General features: G+C 62.7%; 18 protein-coding genes and 2 rRNA genes. 12 read left to right on the top strand and 8 right to left on the bottom strand.

Features of this window, described 5'->3' with window-relative positions; all coding sequences use genetic code 11:
- The 3 genes from G7Z99_RS16920 to G7Z99_RS16910 all read left to right on the top strand — a co-directional run.
- A 23S ribosomal RNA gene (locus G7Z99_RS16920) occupies positions 1 to 105 on the top strand; the annotation flags it as partial.
- A 130-nt stretch (positions 106 to 235) separates the two neighbouring features.
- A 5S ribosomal RNA gene (gene rrf / locus G7Z99_RS16915) occupies positions 236 to 351 on the top strand.
- 79 nt (positions 352 to 430) lie between these two features.
- Positions 431 to 1,042, top strand: coding sequence for a tRNA-(ms[2]io[6]A)-hydroxylase (locus G7Z99_RS16910; protein WP_181095796.1), 612 nt, complete (start codon positions 431 to 433; stop codon positions 1,040 to 1,042).
- Positions 1,043 to 1,078: 36 nt separating this feature from the next.
- Here G7Z99_RS16910 and G7Z99_RS16905 read toward each other — a convergent pair whose 3' ends face one another.
- A complete protein-coding gene (locus tag G7Z99_RS16905; RefSeq protein ID WP_181095794.1) occupies positions 1,079 to 1,399 on the bottom strand; it encodes a DUF883 family protein in 321 nt (106 codons plus the stop codon).
- A gap of 124 nt (positions 1,400 to 1,523) precedes the next feature.
- Here G7Z99_RS16905 and G7Z99_RS16900 point away from each other — a divergent pair, with 124 nt between their 5' ends.
- Positions 1,524 to 1,787 carry a hypothetical protein gene (locus tag G7Z99_RS16900; RefSeq protein WP_181095792.1) on the top strand — a complete coding sequence of 88 codons (264 nt, stop codon included), beginning with the start codon at positions 1,524 to 1,526 and terminating at the stop codon, positions 1,785 to 1,787.
- Between the two features lie 14 nt (positions 1,788 to 1,801).
- Here G7Z99_RS16900 and G7Z99_RS16895 read toward each other — a convergent pair whose 3' ends face one another.
- Positions 1,802 to 2,281 carry an LEA type 2 family protein gene (locus G7Z99_RS16895; protein ID WP_181095790.1) on the bottom strand — a complete coding sequence of 160 codons (480 nt, stop codon included), beginning with the start codon at positions 2,279 to 2,281 and terminating at the stop codon, positions 1,802 to 1,804.
- 202 nt (positions 2,282 to 2,483) lie between these two features.
- On the opposite strand from G7Z99_RS16895, the gene G7Z99_RS16890 reads away from it, so the two are divergent.
- The 3 genes from G7Z99_RS16890 to zapE are packed head-to-tail and all read left to right on the top strand — an operon-like array spanning position 2,484 to position 5,166.
- Entirely contained in the window at positions 2,484 to 2,804 is a 321-nt protein-coding gene (locus G7Z99_RS16890) for a hypothetical protein (RefSeq protein WP_258197062.1), read from the top strand.
- Positions 2,805 to 2,857: 53 nt separating this feature from the next.
- Entirely contained in the window at positions 2,858 to 4,006 is a 1,149-nt protein-coding gene (locus tag G7Z99_RS16885; RefSeq protein ID WP_308812298.1) for a PQQ-dependent sugar dehydrogenase, read from the top strand.
- A gap of 44 nt (positions 4,007 to 4,050) precedes the next feature.
- Entirely contained in the window at positions 4,051 to 5,166 is a 1,116-nt protein-coding gene (gene zapE, locus G7Z99_RS16880) for a cell division protein ZapE (RefSeq protein WP_181095788.1), read from the top strand.
- 30 nt (positions 5,167 to 5,196) lie between these two features.
- On the opposite strand, the gene G7Z99_RS16875 is transcribed toward zapE, so the two are convergent.
- On the bottom strand, positions 5,197 to 6,204 hold the full coding sequence (locus G7Z99_RS16875; protein ID WP_181095786.1) for an alpha/beta fold hydrolase: 1,008 nt from the start codon (positions 6,202 to 6,204) through the stop codon (positions 5,197 to 5,199).
- A gap of 96 nt (positions 6,205 to 6,300) precedes the next feature.
- Positions 6,301 to 7,635 (bottom strand): prephenate-dependent tRNA uridine(34) hydroxylase TrhP, encoded by a 1,335-nt coding sequence (trhP, locus tag G7Z99_RS16870; RefSeq protein WP_181095784.1) that lies wholly within the window; start codon positions 7,633 to 7,635, stop codon positions 6,301 to 6,303.
- A 126-nt stretch (positions 7,636 to 7,761) separates the two neighbouring features.
- Between trhP and G7Z99_RS16865 the strand changes: the two genes are divergently transcribed.
- A complete protein-coding gene (locus G7Z99_RS16865) occupies positions 7,762 to 8,826 on the top strand; it encodes an AI-2E family transporter (protein WP_181095783.1) in 1,065 nt (354 codons plus the stop codon).
- 3 nt (positions 8,827 to 8,829) lie between these two features.
- On the opposite strand, the gene G7Z99_RS16860 is transcribed toward G7Z99_RS16865, so the two are convergent.
- A complete protein-coding gene (locus G7Z99_RS16860) occupies positions 8,830 to 10,923 on the bottom strand; it encodes a TonB-dependent receptor family protein (protein WP_181095781.1) in 2,094 nt (697 codons plus the stop codon).
- 227 nt (positions 10,924 to 11,150) lie between these two features.
- On the opposite strand from G7Z99_RS16860, the gene G7Z99_RS16855 reads away from it, so the two are divergent.
- Genes G7Z99_RS16855 through G7Z99_RS16845 form a run of 3 tightly spaced genes read left to right on the top strand, consistent with a single transcriptional unit; the run spans position 11,151 to position 12,179 of the window.
- Positions 11,151 to 11,402 carry a helix-turn-helix transcriptional regulator gene (locus tag G7Z99_RS16855; protein WP_181095778.1) on the top strand — a complete coding sequence of 84 codons (252 nt, stop codon included), beginning with the start codon at positions 11,151 to 11,153 and terminating at the stop codon, positions 11,400 to 11,402.
- Positions 11,403 to 11,421: 19 nt separating this feature from the next.
- Positions 11,422 to 11,778 (top strand): head completion/stabilization protein, encoded by a 357-nt coding sequence (locus G7Z99_RS16850; RefSeq protein WP_181095776.1) that lies wholly within the window; start codon positions 11,422 to 11,424, stop codon positions 11,776 to 11,778.
- Positions 11,760 to 12,179 (top strand): putative holin, encoded by a 420-nt coding sequence (locus G7Z99_RS16845; protein WP_258197061.1) that lies wholly within the window; start codon positions 11,760 to 11,762, stop codon positions 12,177 to 12,179. The genes G7Z99_RS16850 and G7Z99_RS16845 overlap by 19 nt, the downstream gene beginning before the upstream one ends.
- A 1-nt stretch (position 12,180) precedes the next feature.
- Here the strand turns inward: G7Z99_RS16845 and G7Z99_RS16840 are convergent, their stop codons facing one another.
- The gene (locus tag G7Z99_RS16840; protein ID WP_181095774.1) at positions 12,181 to 12,588 is read right to left on the bottom strand and encodes a helix-turn-helix domain-containing protein; all 408 of its coding nucleotides are present in this window, start codon (positions 12,586 to 12,588) and stop codon (positions 12,181 to 12,183) included.
- A gap of 259 nt (positions 12,589 to 12,847) precedes the next feature.
- On the opposite strand from G7Z99_RS16840, the gene G7Z99_RS16835 reads away from it, so the two are divergent.
- The gene (locus G7Z99_RS16835) at positions 12,848 to 13,117 is read left to right on the top strand and encodes an ogr/Delta-like zinc finger family protein (protein ID WP_181095773.1); all 270 of its coding nucleotides are present in this window, start codon (positions 12,848 to 12,850) and stop codon (positions 13,115 to 13,117) included.
- Between the two features lie 70 nt (positions 13,118 to 13,187).
- Here the strand turns inward: G7Z99_RS16835 and nuoN are convergent, their stop codons facing one another.
- Both nuoN and nuoM read right to left on the bottom strand, forming a co-directional pair.
- The gene (gene nuoN / locus G7Z99_RS16830; protein WP_181095771.1) at positions 13,188 to 14,657 is read right to left on the bottom strand and encodes an NADH-quinone oxidoreductase subunit NuoN; all 1,470 of its coding nucleotides are present in this window, start codon (positions 14,655 to 14,657) and stop codon (positions 13,188 to 13,190) included.
- 7 nt (positions 14,658 to 14,664) lie between these two features.
- Positions 14,665 to 16,197, bottom strand: coding sequence for an NADH-quinone oxidoreductase subunit M (gene nuoM, locus G7Z99_RS16825; protein WP_181095769.1), 1,533 nt, complete (start codon positions 16,195 to 16,197; stop codon positions 14,665 to 14,667).

Below are 16,197 nucleotides of genomic sequence, written 5' to 3'. Positions count from 1 at the left end.
AATCCCCTAAAGGGCCGTCGAAGACTACGACGTTGATAGGTTGGGTGTGTAAGCGCTGTGAGGCGTTGAGCTAACCAATACTAATTGCCCGTGAGGCTTGACCATATAACACCCAAGCAATCTGCCAAGCGCAGGTTGGGTGTGAAGACACACGAACCGAAAGTTCGCGAACACACAAATATCACATGTCCGAATCTGCTGGCACGTCGATCACGACGCACCGGCTACAGAATTTCTTGGCGACCATAGAGCATTGGAACCACCTGATCCCTTCCCGAACTCAGCAGTGAAACGATGCATCGCCGATGGTAGTGTGGGGTTTCCCCATGTGAGAGTAGGTCATCGCCAAGATTCATTTCGCAAAACCCCTATCTGCACACGCAGGTAGGGGTTTTGTCTTTCTAGAAGACTTGACTCGAGCGGAGCGCCCATGCACCTGAATCCTGACATCGATGCGTTTCTCGGTTGCCGCACTCCGGATGCGTGGATCGAAGCGGCTCTACTCGATCAAGACACCCTGCTGATCGACCACAAGAACTGTGAATTCAAGGCGGCCAGCACGGCGTTGAGCCTGATCGCCAAATACAACGCGCACCTTGACCTCATCAACATGATGTCGCGCCTGGCACGCGAAGAACTGGTGCACCACGAGCAGGTACTGCGCCTGATGAAGCGCCGCAAGATAGCCTTGCGGCCCGTCTCGGCAGGCCGTTACGCGTCAGGACTACGTCGGCATGTACGCGCTCATGAGCCTGCCAAACTGGTCGATACGCTGGTGGTCGGTGCCTTCATCGAAGCACGCAGTTGCGAGCGATTCGCCGCCCTGGTGCCGCATCTGGACGATGAGCTGGGTACGTTCTATCACGGCTTGCTCAAAAGCGAAGCGAGGCATTACGAGGGGTATCTGAAGCTGGCTCACCACTATGGCGAAGCGGATGACATCGCCAAGGTGGTCGAGCGTGTGAGGGAAGCAGAAGCAGAGCTGATCACAAGCCCCGATACCGAACTGCGCTTTCACAGCGGCATTCCCGCGTTCGCCTGAGCTACGCCGCGAGCCATACCGCATGCACAGGCGGCGTCAGTCGCGACGGCCCAGCAACAGGCCCACGACCACGCCCAGGCCTGCGGAGATCGCTACGGTCTGCCACGGATGGCCACCAATGTAGGCTTGCGTGGCTTCGACCACCGGTTTGGCCTTGTTACCCATCTCGCCCAACGCTTCACGTGCCTGGCGCAGCTTTTCACTGATCTGGGTGCGCAGCGAGTCGGCGTCGTCGCCGACGATCGAGGCGCTGTCGTTGAGCAGTTTTTCCGATTCGGTGATGAGCGATTGAAGCTCGCTGAACACCTGATCCTTGATCTGTTCGGCATCGGCGTGCACGGTAGATTTTCGAGGCATGGGGTTCTCCTTCAGGTCATGGGATCTCTAATGGATTTTTCCTGAGTCGGAAAGTTGCAACCCGGCATCGATCGATCGTCATGAGGGTGTAAAATACTCTTTCTTTTCACTCGCAGGATCGACGATGAGTTTCAACCTCGCCAATCTCAGCTTTACCGAGCGTGCAGAGATCGAAGCACACAAGGCCCGCCTGTTCGAATTCTGGCAAAGCAACCTGGGCAAGGCCAAGGCCGACGCAGGCAGGCTGATCGGCGAAAAGTCGCGACGCAAGGGCAAGTGGGCCGAGTGGGTCCGCGCAGAGCTGGACGCCATGAATCCCCCCGAGTACGCCGACCTGGTGCGTGGCGAGGTCAACAAGATGATGGCGGCGTCCAACGTCAAGCGCTGACGCATGCCCGGGTCTCAAGGTGCGAGTGCAGCGCCAGGCCATCGCAGTGTGCCGTTGTCGGAGAAGCGCCAGGTACCCCAGCCATGCCCTGACACCTTGCCTTCCACACGGTAGGGCAGGCCATCGAGTCCTTGCCACCTGTCCAGTGCATAGACCTGGCGCAGCATGCCGAATGCGCCGACGCTCATGGGGACTGTCACTACCTGTTCCGCATAGCGTCCTATGTGCCCGGCCTGATCGCTGACGCCGCTGGCCAGTGGTTGGCCGTTGACGTTCAGCGTCAGTGCCACGCCGTCGAAGTCCACGGCCTGATCGTTGGGGTTTTGCACGCGAAGCGTCAGGGCCATGCGCATTTCCAGGTCCTGTCCAGGCAAAGGCTCGATGCCCACCACGGTGACCTGCAACGGGTCTTGCCTGGAAAACAGCGCACAGCCGCCCAATGTGAGTGCCATCAACGCTGTCAGGACACGGTGGCGCCAAACGCGTGGTTTCATGAGGGCCAGCCTTGATTAGGGAGTCAGCAGGCAGTGTGACAAAGACCTGGCGGCAATGCACGACCCCGGTCCAGGCGTGCCCCGAACGAGCGGTGTCAGGGTCTGTTGGACATATCAAGAATCAAGTGGATTCGATGCGCCAGGAAACCTAGTCTTTTTCAGGCCCTCCAATGCCCGACAGCCTTCGCTCAGGAGTCGAAGCATGAAACCTATCCTCGTGGCAGCGCTGACCAGCCTGCTGATCGTCTCGTCCGTCCAGGCGGCGCCAGTCGCCCCCGCCACGCCTGCTGCCGATCGCAATCCCTACAACAGCCCGATTCAGCGGATCAACCCCAACAGTCGCCAAGGCAGTGTCCCGGCCACGCCGCCGGTTCACGGTCCCTCGACCGTGCCACAGCCGCGTCCGCCCACCTTGGACAACCGCGGCATCGGCAATGGCGAAAACCTGCGTCCTGCGCCGCGTACCGAGCTGCCCCGTTCCACACCCACGCCCTTGCCACGAGACACGACGCCCGTGCGTTGACTGTCCGTTGCTGGCCCTGCCGTTCATTCCGGCCTTTCGAAAGGAGTCCCTGCATGTCCCGTTATTCATGGTCGATGGCCCTGGCGGCATTCACGCTGCTGCCTGCTCTGGCCCAGGCGCTTCCCGAAGCGTACTACCCCAGCGAGGAAGGCCAGTTGACCGTCGCCACGGTGGCGGACGGCCTGCGTAACCCATGGTCATTGGCTTTTCTGCCCGACGGCAAGCACATCCTCGTCACCGAGCGACCGGGTGACCTGCGTGTCATTGGTCCTGAAGGCAAGGTCGGGCCGCCGCTGAGTGGCGTGCCAAGCGTCTGGGCGGAAGGGCAGGGTGGTTTGCTGGACGTCGTGCTGTCGCCGGACTTCACGTCGGACCGCACGGTCTACCTGTCCTACGCCGAGGAAGGCAGCGATGGCAAGGCAGGCACCGCCGTTGGTCGTGGTCAGCTGTCCAGCGACCTGCGCCACCTGGACGACTTCAACGTGATCTTCCGCCAGCAGCCGAAACTGTCGGAAGGTAACCATTTTGGCGGCAAACTGGTCTTCGACCGTGACGGTCACCTCTTCATCGCACTCGGGGAAAACAACCAGCGCGCCACGGCTCAAGACCTGGACAAGCTGCAGGGCAAGCTGGTGCGTCTCATGCCAGACGGCGAAGTCCCCAGGGACAACCCTTTCGTAGGGCAAGACAAGGTCCGCCCGGAAATCTGGTCGTTCGGTCACCGTAACCAGCAGGGCGCTGCGCTCAATCCCTGGACCGGCAAGGTCTGGACCCATGAGCATGGGCCACGTGGCGGCGATGAAATCAACATTCCCAAGGCAGGCAAGAACTACGGCTGGCCGATCGCAACCCACGGGATCGACTACTCGATGCTGCCCATCCCGGAGGCCAAGGGCAAGCATGTCGACGGGATGGAAGACCCGCACCATGTCTGGGAGAAATCGCCCGGTATCAGCGGCATGGCCTTCTATGACAGCTCGACGTTCAAGGCCTGGGACCATGACCTGTTCATCGGGGCGCTGGCCACCAAGGAACTGATCCGGCTGCAACTCGACGGTGACCGAATCGTTCATGAAGAGCGTCTGCTGGGCGAACTCGGTGCACGTATCCGTGACGTCCGGGTCGGCCCCGACGGGTTTCTCTACCTGCTGACCGACGCCAAGGACGGTGCCCTGCTGAAGGTGGGCCTCAGCACCCACTGAGCGCATGGCGTATCATGCGGGTTTGCCCACGCGAGCCTGCCCGCATGCCCTTGGATCCGCAAAGCCGCTACGACCGCGCCGTTCATCACGAGGGGTTCATCGATGATCCGGCGCAACGGATTGCAGTGCAGGGTCTGCAGGCGTGCTACCACGCGCTGACGTCAGGTCGCCCTGCCAAGGGTGTCTATCTGTGGGGGCCGGTGGGGCGTGGCAAGACCTGGCTCATGGACATGTTCCATGCCAGCGTGGTCGGTGTGCCGCTGCGTGCCAGGCGCCAGCACTTCCATCACTTCATGGCCTGGGTCCATCAGCGGCTGTTCCAGCTCAACGGTACGGCTAACCCTTTGGCAGCGCTGGCTCGGGAGTTGGCCGACACGGTCGAGGTGGTGTGCTTCGACGAGTTGTTCGTCAGCGACATCGCCGATGCGATCATCCTGGGCCGTCTGTTTCAGGTACTGTTCGAACAGGGGGTGACCTTGGTAGCCACCTCCAATCAACCGCCTTCCTGCCTGTACGAAGACGGCTTCAACCGCGAGCGATTCACGCCGGCCATCGCCGCGATCGAGCAGCACATGCACGTGCTGGCCGTCGCCGGCGAACAGGACCATCGCCTGCGCGTCGGCCAGCCACACCAACGCTACTGGGTGCGCGAAGGGACCGTCGAGCGCCCTCTGGAAGCGGTGTTTCGCGCGCTCGACCCCGAGCAGCCCGGAACCGACCAGCCGCTGCAGCTCGGGACGCGGTGCCTCGAGGTAATCAGGCGCAGCGATCGGATCGTCTGGTGCCGGTTCGATGCCCTGTGCGAGCAGCCCATGGCGACTCACGAGTTCATGGCGCTGTGCACCCGGTTCGCGGCCATCCTGCTCGAGGGCGTGCCCGTGCTGGGCGCCCGGCAGCGTCCGGCACGTATTGCCCGAGGTACCGAGGATGCCGCCAGCCGTGTCGAGGCCGGTGACCGTCAGCTGCCGTCCTTGTCGGCCAAGGATGACAGCGTCAGGCGGTTCATCGCACTGGTGGACGAGTGCTACGATCGGCGCGTGGCCTTGTACCTCGAGGCCGACGTTCCGCTCGAAGCGCTGTACCCCGAAGGCTACCTGAGCTTCGCCTTCCAGCGCACCCTGAGCCGTTTGCGCGAAATGCAGCTGGAGCGCTATGGCTGAGGCCGCCCAGGCGCGTCGGCAGCATGAAGGTCACGGCAACGCCTTGCCAAGCCACCCAAGCAAGGCCTGGTGGAAACGCTCCGGCGCTTCGATCTGCGGTGCATGACCCAGTCCTTCGAAGGTGATCAGTTCACCACGGGGTATCTGCTGGCTGATGGCAGGCCCAAGCACCGCGTATCGGCCCAAGGTCGCCTTCAACGCCGGCTCGACCACGTCGCTGCCGATCGCCGTGGTGTCCTTGTCGCCGATCAGCAGCAAGGTCGGCACCGACAGGTCCTTGAACTCGTAGACCACCGGCTGGGTGAAGATCATGTCGTAGAGCAGGGCGGAGTTCCAGGCCACCGCCTCATGCCCCGGGCCGCTGTTGAGGCCAGCGAGCATCTGCACCCAGCGTTCGTACTCCGGTTTCCAGCGCCCCGCGTAGTACGTCTTGCGCTCGTATTCACGGATCCCGTCGGCACTGACCTTGAGTTCACGCGCATACCACTGGTCCACGCTTCGGTAAGGCACACCCAGGGCTTTCCAGTCCTCCAGCCCGATCGGGTTGACCATGGCCAGGCGTTCGACCTTGTCGGGGTACATCAATGCGTAACGCGTCGCCAGCATCCCGCCGGTGGAATGGCCCAGCACGATGGCCTGCTTCACGTTCAACGTGTCGAGCAAGGCCTGGGTGTTGAGGGCCAGTTGCTGGAAACTGAACTGGTAATGGCGAGGTTTGCTCGAGGTGCAGAAACCGATCTGGTCCGGCGCGATGACGCGATAACCGGCCTGGCTGAGGCTGTCGATCGTGCCCTCCCAGGTCGCGGCGCAGAAGTTCTTGCCATGCAGCAGCACGACGGTACGCCCGTTCGCCTTGCCGGCTGCGGGCACGTCCATGTAGCCCATCTGCAGGTGTTGACCTTGCGAAGAGAACTCGAAGTGCCGCAGGGGATGCGGGTAATCGAAGCCTTCGAGCTGCTGGCCATAAGACGACGGCTGATCAGCGAAAGCGTGGTTGCCGACCAGGCAGGCCAGGGTCAGGACGGTAGCGCGCAGCATGAGTACCTCGAGCCAGATCATGTAGGAAGTGGTGACTCTAGCAGGTGGCGAACGCCGCGCTGGGTGATGAGGTGTGACGCCTCATGACCCAGCCTGTCATTCGATGGGCTGTTCGACGTCGAGGTCGCGCAGCAGCAACCCATGCTCCAGCGACACCTGTTCGGGGACGGGGATCAACACCACATGCCCATCGCCTGGCGCCACCTCGAGGGGGGCCTGCCGTGGGTCACGCAGACGCTGCAGTTCGAAAGGGTAGTTGCCCTGAGGGGTCATCAGCTCCAGGTGATCGCCCACGGCGAACCGGTTCTTCACCCTGACCTCGGCCCAGCCGTCGATCCGCGCGCCGGTCAGTTCGCCCACGAACTGCTGGCGCTGGGACACCGACTGGCCGCGCTGGTAGTTCTGGTACTCATCATGGACGTGACGACGCAGGAAGCCTTCGGTATAGCCTCGGTTGGCCAGGGATTCCAGGTCCCCCATCAGGCTGCGATCGAAGGGGCGTCCCGCTGCGGCGTCATCGATCGCCTTGCGGTAGGCCTGCACGGCGCGGGCGCAATAAAAATGCGACTTGGTCCTGCCTTCGATCTTCAACGAGTGCACGCCCATGCGCGCCAGACGCTCGACGTGCTGGATGGCACGCAGGTCCTTGGCATTCATGATGTAGGTGCCATGCTCGTCTTCAAAGGCCGGCATCCATTCGCCAGGTCGGCCGCTTTCTTCGAGCAGGTACGCCTGCCCGGTCGGCGTGCCGATGCCCAGGGTCGGCTCGACCGTGTGCACCATCTCGCCACCCAGCGTTTCGCTGGCCGGAGCGGCGTCGTACTTCCAGCGGCAGGCATTGGTACAGGCGCCCTGGTTGGCGTCGCGCCGGTTGAGATAGCCCGACAGCAGGCAGCGTCCGGAATAGGCCATGCACAACGCGCCATGCACGAAGACTTCCAGCTCCATGCCCGGCGCCTGCTGACGGATGTCCTCGATTTCCTCGAGCGACAGCTCGCGCGAGAGGATCACCCGTTGCACGCCTTGACCGGCCCAGAACTCGACGCTGGCCCAGTTCACCGTGTTGGCCTGCACCGACAGGTGTATCGGCATCTGTGGGTAGTGTCGGCGCACCAGCATGATCAGGCCGGGGTCGGACATGATCAGCGCGTCAGGCCCCATGGCGATCACCGGCTCCAGGTCTTTCAGGAAGGTCTTGAGCTTGGCATTGTGCGGCGCGATGTTGATCACCACGTACAGGCGCTTGCCCAAGGCATGGGCTTCACCGATCCCCTGGGCCAGGGTGGCAAGGTCGAAGGCATTGTTGCGTACACGCAGGCTGTAGCGCGGCTGACCGGCGTACACGGCATCGGCGCCGTACGCGAACGCGTAGCGCAGCGTCTTCAGGGAGCCGGCAGGCGCCAGCAATTCAGGTTTGGCGAACAGGGTCATGGGGCACCGCGCAAAAGGCGCCAATGCTAGCGGTGGGCGGGCTCGGGAATATTGACGTGCGTCAACTCAGGCATGGCACTTTGCCGGAGGCGCGCGCACTAATGTCTGAGCTCACGAGGAACCTCCATGAACGAAACTGCACTTCAAAACAAGGCGCTGGCCGTCTTGTTGACCCTGGTCACGATCGCCTTTGTCTGGATTCTGCTGCCGTACTACGCCGCCGTCTTCTGGGCCGTGACCCTGGGTATCATCTTCGCACCGCTGCAACGCAAGCTGCTGTTGCGTTTCGGGCGCCGTCGCAACCTGGCAGCAGGCGCCACCCTGGCCATCTGCCTGTTGATCGCGGTGCTGCCGGTGATCGTCATCAGTGCCCTGCTGGTGCAAGAGGGCGCGACCCTGTACCAACGCATCCAGGGCGGACAGCTGGACCTGGCCGGTTACCTGGAGCACGGCAAGGACATGCTGCCAGCGTTCGCGCAAAACACGCTCGATCGCATGGGCATGGGTAACCTCGACGGGTTGCGCGACAAGATCTCCCACGGCGCGATGCAGGGCAGTCAATACTTTGCCAGCCAGGTGTTCAGCTTCGGCCAGGGCACGTTCGACTTTCTGGTCGGCTTCGGCGTGATGACCTACCTGCTGTTCTTCTTCCTGCGTGAAGGCGCCGAACTGGCCCGCAAGGTTCGTCTGGCCGTCCCGCTGCCCGAGCAACAGAAGCGTCGACTGCAGCTCAAGTTCAGCCGCGTCGTGCGTGCCACGGTCAAGGGCAACCTGATGGTCGCCGTCACGCAAGGGGCGCTGGGCGGCTTCATCTTCTGGATTCTGGATATCCCCAGCGCCCTGGTCTGGGCCGTGCTGATGGCGTTCCTGTCGCTGCTGCCAGCGGTCGGGGCGGGCATCGTCTGGGCACCCGTGGCCGTGTACTTCCTGATGACCGGTGCGATCTGGCAAGGCATCGTGCTGACCGCGTTCGGGGTGCTGGTGATCGGCTTGGTGGACAACCTGCTGCGCCCCCTGCTGGTAGGCAAAGACACCAAGATGCCCGACTGGCTCATCCTGATCTCCACCCTGGGCGGCATGGCAGTCTTCGGCCTCAATGGCTTCGTCATCGGCCCGCTGATCGCCGCGCTGTTCATTTCCAGCTGGGCGATCTTCGCGTCGAGCAAATCGCAGATCCAGCTGCCCTCCTGAGGCTCAGCGCCAGCTGTAGGCCACGCCCGCATAGACGCCCATGCCCTCACCGGGTGTCGAACGGGCGAGGTCGGCGCCCCTGTCGTCATAGCCTGGCGTGACCGTGGCCGCGTAGCGACGGTCGCCCAGGTTGCGCACATCCAGCCAGCTCTGCCAGTCCCGCTTGGGCGAGTCCCAGCCCAGGCGTGCGCCGAACAATGCGTACGCATCGGCCTGGTAGCTGTTGGCATAATCCACCTGCACCTTGGACACCAGCTGCGTATTGACGCCGGCATATAGCCCGCTCGGCCAGTCATAACGCACTTCGGCCTGGTAGTAGTGCATCGGCAGGCCCGGCAGTCGGTTGTCGCCAAAGCGGTCATCGTGCCGGTAATGGAAGTCGCTGAAAGTGTAGGCCTGGCGCAGGTCCAGGTGACCCCGGTCGGAGGCTTCCCACAGCCGACTGACGAGGCTGGCCTCCACGCCTTGGTGAACGGTGCCGCTCGCGTTGAACTCGGACGGTGTCACACCCGGCGTGATCTCCACGGCCAGCAGCTCGTGGCGCACCCGCGCGTAGTACCAGGCCAGGTCCCAGCGCCCGAGCGCCGCGTTGCCGCGTGCACCCAGCTCCAGGGTGGTGGCCGTCTGGTTCTGCATGGCGATGGGCTGGATCTGACGGCCACCGATGGCCGGTGAACTCCAGATCAGCGACCACGGGTGGGGCGGTTCGACCGAGCGGCTGAGATTGCCGAACACCTGCATGTCGGGCGTCAGGTCATAGCGCAACCCCAGGCGCGGCGCGTAATCCCAATCGTGCTGGCTGACCTTCCCGCCGTCTCGCGGGTAGCTGACCGCGCTTTCCCGACGCGTGTAGATCGCTGCCACGCCGCTGGTCAGCCACAGGTCCGGCAGCAGTTCCAGTTCATTGCTCAGGCGCAGGACCGTGTCCGAGCCCTGGTAGCTGAAATCACGGGTGCGCGTCCCAATCGGCCTGAAGCCATTGCCGGCCTCGGGTACGCGCACGAATTCGGAGGCGCCACTGTTGGGCAGGTGCTTGGTGGTGCGCCAGGCCAGGGTGGTCTTGCTCTCGCGGTCGAACACCGTGTCGCGTCGGTGATAGGCCAGGCTGCCGCTCACGTCGGTGTAGGCGACCTTGAGCCGATTGGCCCCCTCGCGCAAGTCCATGGGGTAGTCGTGGTACACCAGCCCGGTTTCCAAGCGCGACTCGTCGTCGAAGTACAGTGTGGTCTTGTTCGCCAGCCACGTGCTGCCCGGTTGCGGGCGGCTGGCGTCGCGGCGCAGGTAGACCGGGTTGGCTGCGCGCGGATCGTGCCTGATCTGGTCCTTGGTCAGGCGACCGGCCAGGTCGTTGTCGGTTTCGCGATAGCGAAGGTAGAAGCGCGTTTCCAGGTTGGTGTTGAAACGGTAACCCGCATTGGCGGCCAGCCCCTTGGAGCGTCCGCTCGTGTGCCGCTGATAGCCGTCGTACTCGGCGTCGGTCAAGGCCACGTAGTAATCGAAGTTGCCCAGGACCTGCCCTGAGCTGAGCTGACGATGCGCATAGCCGCGACTGCCCACTTCGTAGCGCGCCTGCAGCGGCGCCGCATCGTAGCCTGTGTGGGTGACGTAGTTGATCGCACCGCCCAGGGCCAGCGAACCGAGCTCGAACCCATTGGCGCCCGGCAGAACGTCTGCGCGGCTCAACCAGAGCGGTTCGAACAGTTCGTACGGCGTCCCCCCTGGACCGGTCAGCGGCAGGCCGTCGAACAGGGTGTAGACCCCTGAGCCGTGCGCGCCAGGCGCTCGATTGATGCCGGAGCCGCGAATGGACAGCTTGATGCCGTCATTGCCGGCCGACTGGGCAAAGACGCCCGGTTGGTAGGCCAGGACATCCTGGTTGCTGGCCACCCTGCCTTGCGACACCTCCTGCAGGTCGATCACGCGCACTGCGCCAGGCACTGCCTGAAGACGCTCACGTGCGGCGTCTACCTCACTCTGACGCTGGTCCTCGATCAACACCTGGCCCAGCTCCAAGGGCGGCTGCGCCGCCGCCAGGCCACTGGAAGCCATGAGGCCCAGCACACTGAGGGCAGGAGGGAAGATCAGGACCGGACGCATGACGGACTCCAGGGGCAAGAAAAGAAGGCGATGGGCATCAGACGCTGGCCGAGGGATTCGGAGCACGTCTGCGTCGTGGTTTCTCGGACGCACATTCAGGCTGGTCTTGTACCGCAGTGTTTTACAAATTGCTTCGCTAGGGAGGAAGGGCTGCATTGCTTAAGGTGAGTGCATGCCCATTCGAGCCAGGTCTGACCGGCCTTAATTACCTTGACGAGGACGCTGCCATGTCATCACACGTTCGCCCCCTGACACCCCAGACCGAGACGGACGCCTGTCCGATCAAACTGACCCCACGTGAGGAGCAGGTACTGCTCTGGTGTGCCTATGGCAAGACCTCGTGGGAAATCGGCCAGATCCTGGGCTGCCAGGAATGCACGGTCAATTTTCACATCGGCAACATCCTGCGCAAGTTCTCCGTCACCACGCGAATCGCCGCCGTGATCAAGGCCCTGCGCTACGGCATGCTCAAAGACTGAAGGACGGAGACCACGCATCATGCACATTGATGAGACGTACGCAGCAGTCACCGGCCCGCAACGGCTGGTGGGATGTCACGATCCGTTCTGGCCACGCGTTTCACTGGCCGCATTGCGTCACGCGTTGAGGCTGTCAGCCCACGTCAGCGAGGCGCGACTGGAGGTGGCAGCGTACGCGGCCGTCTCGGTGGCCGCCGACGCGTTCGCGCAATGGCGTCACCGCTTGCGTGCCCGTGGCATCCAGCGCTTGCAGGATCTTGACCGTCACGCGGCAGGGCGACGATTGACCCATTGCTACTGGCAGTGCGTGGTGCTGGAGACACGCAATCGGCTGCGGTCGAGCCTGGTAAGGCAACGTTGGAGTTCGGCGCACTGAAGAGTGGGGATGACGTCATGAATAGCGATTCGGAACAGGCCGCCCGGACCTTCGAGACGGCCCAGACCTTGGTCAACGTGACAGGGTTCGACGGCAATGCCCTGTTCGGGGCGGTGCTTGGCGCCTGGTTGGTCAGCAGCTCAAGGCACCGCGTCAAGGCCTGGATGATGATCAGTTCGCGCAAGCGACTCAAGGCATGGCAGCAGGTCGGCTCCCTGATGATGTCAGCCGGCGTGGGTTATCTGTTCACACCCCTGGTGGAAGCATTGGCGCCTCTGTTATCCAGCGGCATGGCGGCATTCGTCGCAGCTGTGGTGGTAATACCCATCAGCGTCAAGATCATGGTGTGGCTGGACACTGCAGATTTGCGTGACCTTTTCCAGCGTTGGCGCAAGGGATGAGTCAGGCATCGTGCACTCTTTGCAGGGTCAAGGCCTCGAGTTGCCGCTCGAGCTGACGCAAGCGCAGCTTGTCATCGACGCTCGAAGCGATGGCCTGCAAGTCTGCCGGCTCGAGCAGGCGCAGACGTTCGAGCAGGTGCGCGGTTGGCTCATCCTCGATACGTGATCGGGCCTCGGCGGGTGAAGAGGGCGGCAATCGCGGTTCCTTGCCCAGCAGCAGCCAATCCAGCGAAAGATCATGACGTATGGCCAGCTCTACGCATAGTGCATAGGGCACGCTCGCCCGAACCTTCCAACTGCTCAAGGTCTGTGGGCTGATGCCAAGTGCACGTGATAAAGCCGAATCTGTCTGGCAAGCGGTAATTTGTTTGAGTCGTTCCAAGATGTCGGACAACGCGTCATTACTCATTTCAAGTATCCATGGCTGGTTTTGACACATTTATAGTGCGTAAACTATTCACAACGAATATGAATTTGGAACCTACTCAGCCCATGAGGTATTGAAACGACATTATGAAAAAGACTGTAAGACTGCGGATTAAATCCTACAGTACAAAACCATTTGAACTATTGATTTTTGGTCAATTTAACTTTTCAGCTTATCTATCCGCTGGACGTGCCTGGATGGGCAAGGCCAGGCGTACAGATGCCCAAGCCGGGAGGTGCGCATGAGCACGTACAAGTTGGTTTGCCCTCACTGCCAAAGCCGCATGCGCATTCGTACCAGCGAAGGCCGGCACGTCTTTTTGCGCGTCGCTTACCTGCAATGCACGTTGGAGGCCTGTGGTTGGTCGGTACGCGCCGAATTCGAGATGACCCACGAGCTGTCGCCCAGCGGCATGCCCAATCCCGACGTGCACCTTCCCTCGGCGACCAGTGAACTGCGTCGCGCGGTGGCCACCTCTGAACGAGTCTGCGTGAAGGGTATGCCGACGTAAACCGTCCCCGGTTTAGCCGGCCCAAAACAAAACACCCCGCCGAGGCGGGGTGTCATTGTGCATCAGTGGCTTAGCCGATCAAGGGCAAGCCAGCCTGCTGAACCAGCTCCAGCAATGGCTGCGGATAGACCCCGAGCACGAATGCCAGAATGGCGATGCCCAGCAACATCACGCCACCGGCACGCTGCTCCCAACGCAAGGGGGCATCGTGGCGGCGCAAGTTGGGTTCGTTCAGGTACAAGGTCACCATCACCCGGAGGTAGTAGTAGACGCCGATGGCGCTGCCTACGACCAGTGCACCGGTCAACCACCACAATTGCGATTGCACACCCGTGGCAATAATGTAGAACTTGCCGATGAAGCCTGCGGTCAGCGGAATGCCAGCCAGCGACAGCATCATCACGGTCAGCACGGCGGTCAGGTACGGACGGCGCCAGAACAGGCCGCGGTATTCGTACAGCGCATCGGCGTCACGGCCCTTGTACGGGGAAGACATCAGGGTGATCACCCCGAAGGCGCCGAGGCTGGTGACGACATAGGTGACCAGATAGACCCCGATCGCCTCGTTGGCCAGGCCTTTGCTCGCCACCAGTGCGATCAGCAGATAACCGAAGTGGGCGATGGACGAGTAACCGAGCAGGCGCTTGAGGTTGCTCTGGGTCAGCGCCAGCAGGTTGCCTACCAGGATCGACGCCACCGCGATCACGGCCAGTACGGTGCTGAGCACACCACTGCTGGCCGCAGGCGACAGCATGAACAGACGAACCACCACGGCGAAGACCGCCACCTTGCTGGCTGTTGCCAGGAAGGCCGCGACGGGAGCAGGGGCCCCTTCGTAGACGTCCGGCGTCCACAAGTGGAACGGCACCAGCGACAGCTTGAAGGCCAGACCGACCAGCATCATGCCCAGCCCCATCTGCGCGAGCAGCGTCGGCATGCCGGTGGTGGCCAGGACCTTGCCCACGCCCTCGAAGCTCAGGCTGCCTGCATCGGCGTACAACAGTGCCATGCCGAACAGCAGGAACGCCGAGCCGGCGGCCGACAGCACCATGTACTTGATGCCCGCTTCCAGGGAGCGTTTGTTGAAGAAGGCATACGCGACCAGCCCGTAGACCGGTACCGACAGCAGCTCCAGGCCGATGAACAGCCCGGCCATGTGGTTGGCGCTGACCAGAACCATGCCGCCCAGGGCAGACATCAGCAGCAGCAGGTACAGCTCTTCGCGGTTGCCCGGGTAGCCCTGTGCACCTTCGCCCAGGTAAGCATGGGCGAGGGTGACGCAGGCCAGCGTCGCCACCAGCATCAGGGCCATGTACAGGCAGGCGAACTTGTCGATGGTCAGCAGCGGCGTGACGGCCAGCGGCGCGACCTTCAACACCGGCAGGATCGACAGCAAGGCCGCGTTGAGGCCAATGGTGGACAACAGGAAGGTCTGGGAATGGTTGCGCTTCCAGGCGATCGCCAGCATCACCACCACCGTGGTGACGGTGGTGATCAGCATCGGCGCCAGTGCGATGAAGTGTTGAGTGGTGAATTCCATAGCGCTCTTACCGGGCCGAAGCGAGTTGAGTGAAAGCGGAGCCAAGCCACTGCTGCACGCCACTCATGGTGGCGGCGGAGGTGTCGAGGAACGGCTGCGGGTAGACACCCAGCAGGATCAGCAGCACCGCCAGGCTCAGGATCATGGCCAGCTCGCGCCCGTTCATCCCGGCCAGCACCGTGTCGGCCTTGGCCGGACCGAAGTAGGCCCGGTGGATCATGATCAGCGAGTACACCGAACCGAACACCAGGCCGGTGGTGGCGATCACCGTAATCCACGGCACGCTGGCGAAGCTGCCGATCAGGATCAGGAACTCGCCGACGAAGTTGCCGGTGCCTGGCAAGCCAAGCGACGCAGCGGCGAAGAACAGGCTGATGGCCGGCAGGTAGGCGATCCGGTGCCACAAGCCACCCATCTCGCGCATGTCACGGGTGTGCAGACGCTCGTACAACTGGCCACTGAGGATGAACAGCGCCGCAGCGGACACGCCGTGGGCGAGCATCTGGATCACGGCGCCCTGCAGCGCCTGCTGGCTGCCGGAGTAGATGCCGATCAGCACGAAGCCCATGTGCGAGACGCTGGAGAACGCGATCAGGCGCTTGATGTCGGTCTGCGCGAAGGCCAGGAAGGCCCCGTAAAAGATCCCGATCAGTCCGAGGGTCATGGCAATGGGCGCGAACTCGGCCGACGCGTTCGGGAACAGCGGCAGCGCAAAGCGCAGCAGGCCGTAGGCCGCCGTCTTCAGCAGGATACCGGCCAGGTCCACGGAACCGGCGGTCGGGGCCTGGGCGTGGGCGTCCGGTAGCCAGGAGTGGAACGGCACCACCGGCAGCTTCACCGCGAAGGCGATGAAGAAGCCCAGCATCAGCAGGTACTCGGTGCCGGCCGGCAACTGCGCCTTGAGCAGGTCGCTGTAGTTGAAGGTGATGACACCCGTGTTGCCGTAGTTGACCAGCACCAGCGCCAGGATCGCCACCAGCATGATCAGGCCGCTGGCCTGGGTGAAGATGAAGAACTTGGTCGCCGCGTAGATGCGGGTCTTCTTGCCGTCGGCCGAGCTGTGACCCCAGAGCGCGATGAGGAAGTACATCGGCACCAGCATCATTTCCCAGAAGAAGAAGAACAGGAACAGGTCCAGGGCCAGGAACACCCCGACCACGCCGCCCAGGATCCACATCAGGTTGAGGTGGAAGAAGCCGACGTGGCGCTGGATCTCGTTCCACGAGCACAGCACCGACAGCACACCGAGCAGGCCGGTCAGCAGGATCATCAGCAGCGACAGACCATCGAGGGCCAGGTGGATGCTGATGCCGAAGCGCTCGATCCAACGCACCTTGAACTCGAGGGCCCAGGTCGGCTCGACGCCCGGGGCCGGGGCCAGCGTGAAGTCACCGGTGCCCCACAGCCACAGGCCGATACCGAGCAGCAGAGACATGGTCAGCAGCGCGATCCAGCGTGGCAGGGTGGCGCCGAAGCGCTCGCCCAGCCAGCACAGGAAGCCGCCGATGAAGGGGATCAGGATCAGCCAAGGCAGAATCAT

It is taken from the genome of Pseudomonas entomophila, from assembly GCF_013523165.1.
GTDB classification, from domain to species: Bacteria; Pseudomonadota; Gammaproteobacteria; order Pseudomonadales; family Pseudomonadaceae; genus Aquipseudomonas; species Aquipseudomonas entomophila_A.
The sequence above is the reverse complement of the archived record's forward strand: the minus strand, read 5'-3'. Positions and strand labels throughout refer to the sequence as shown.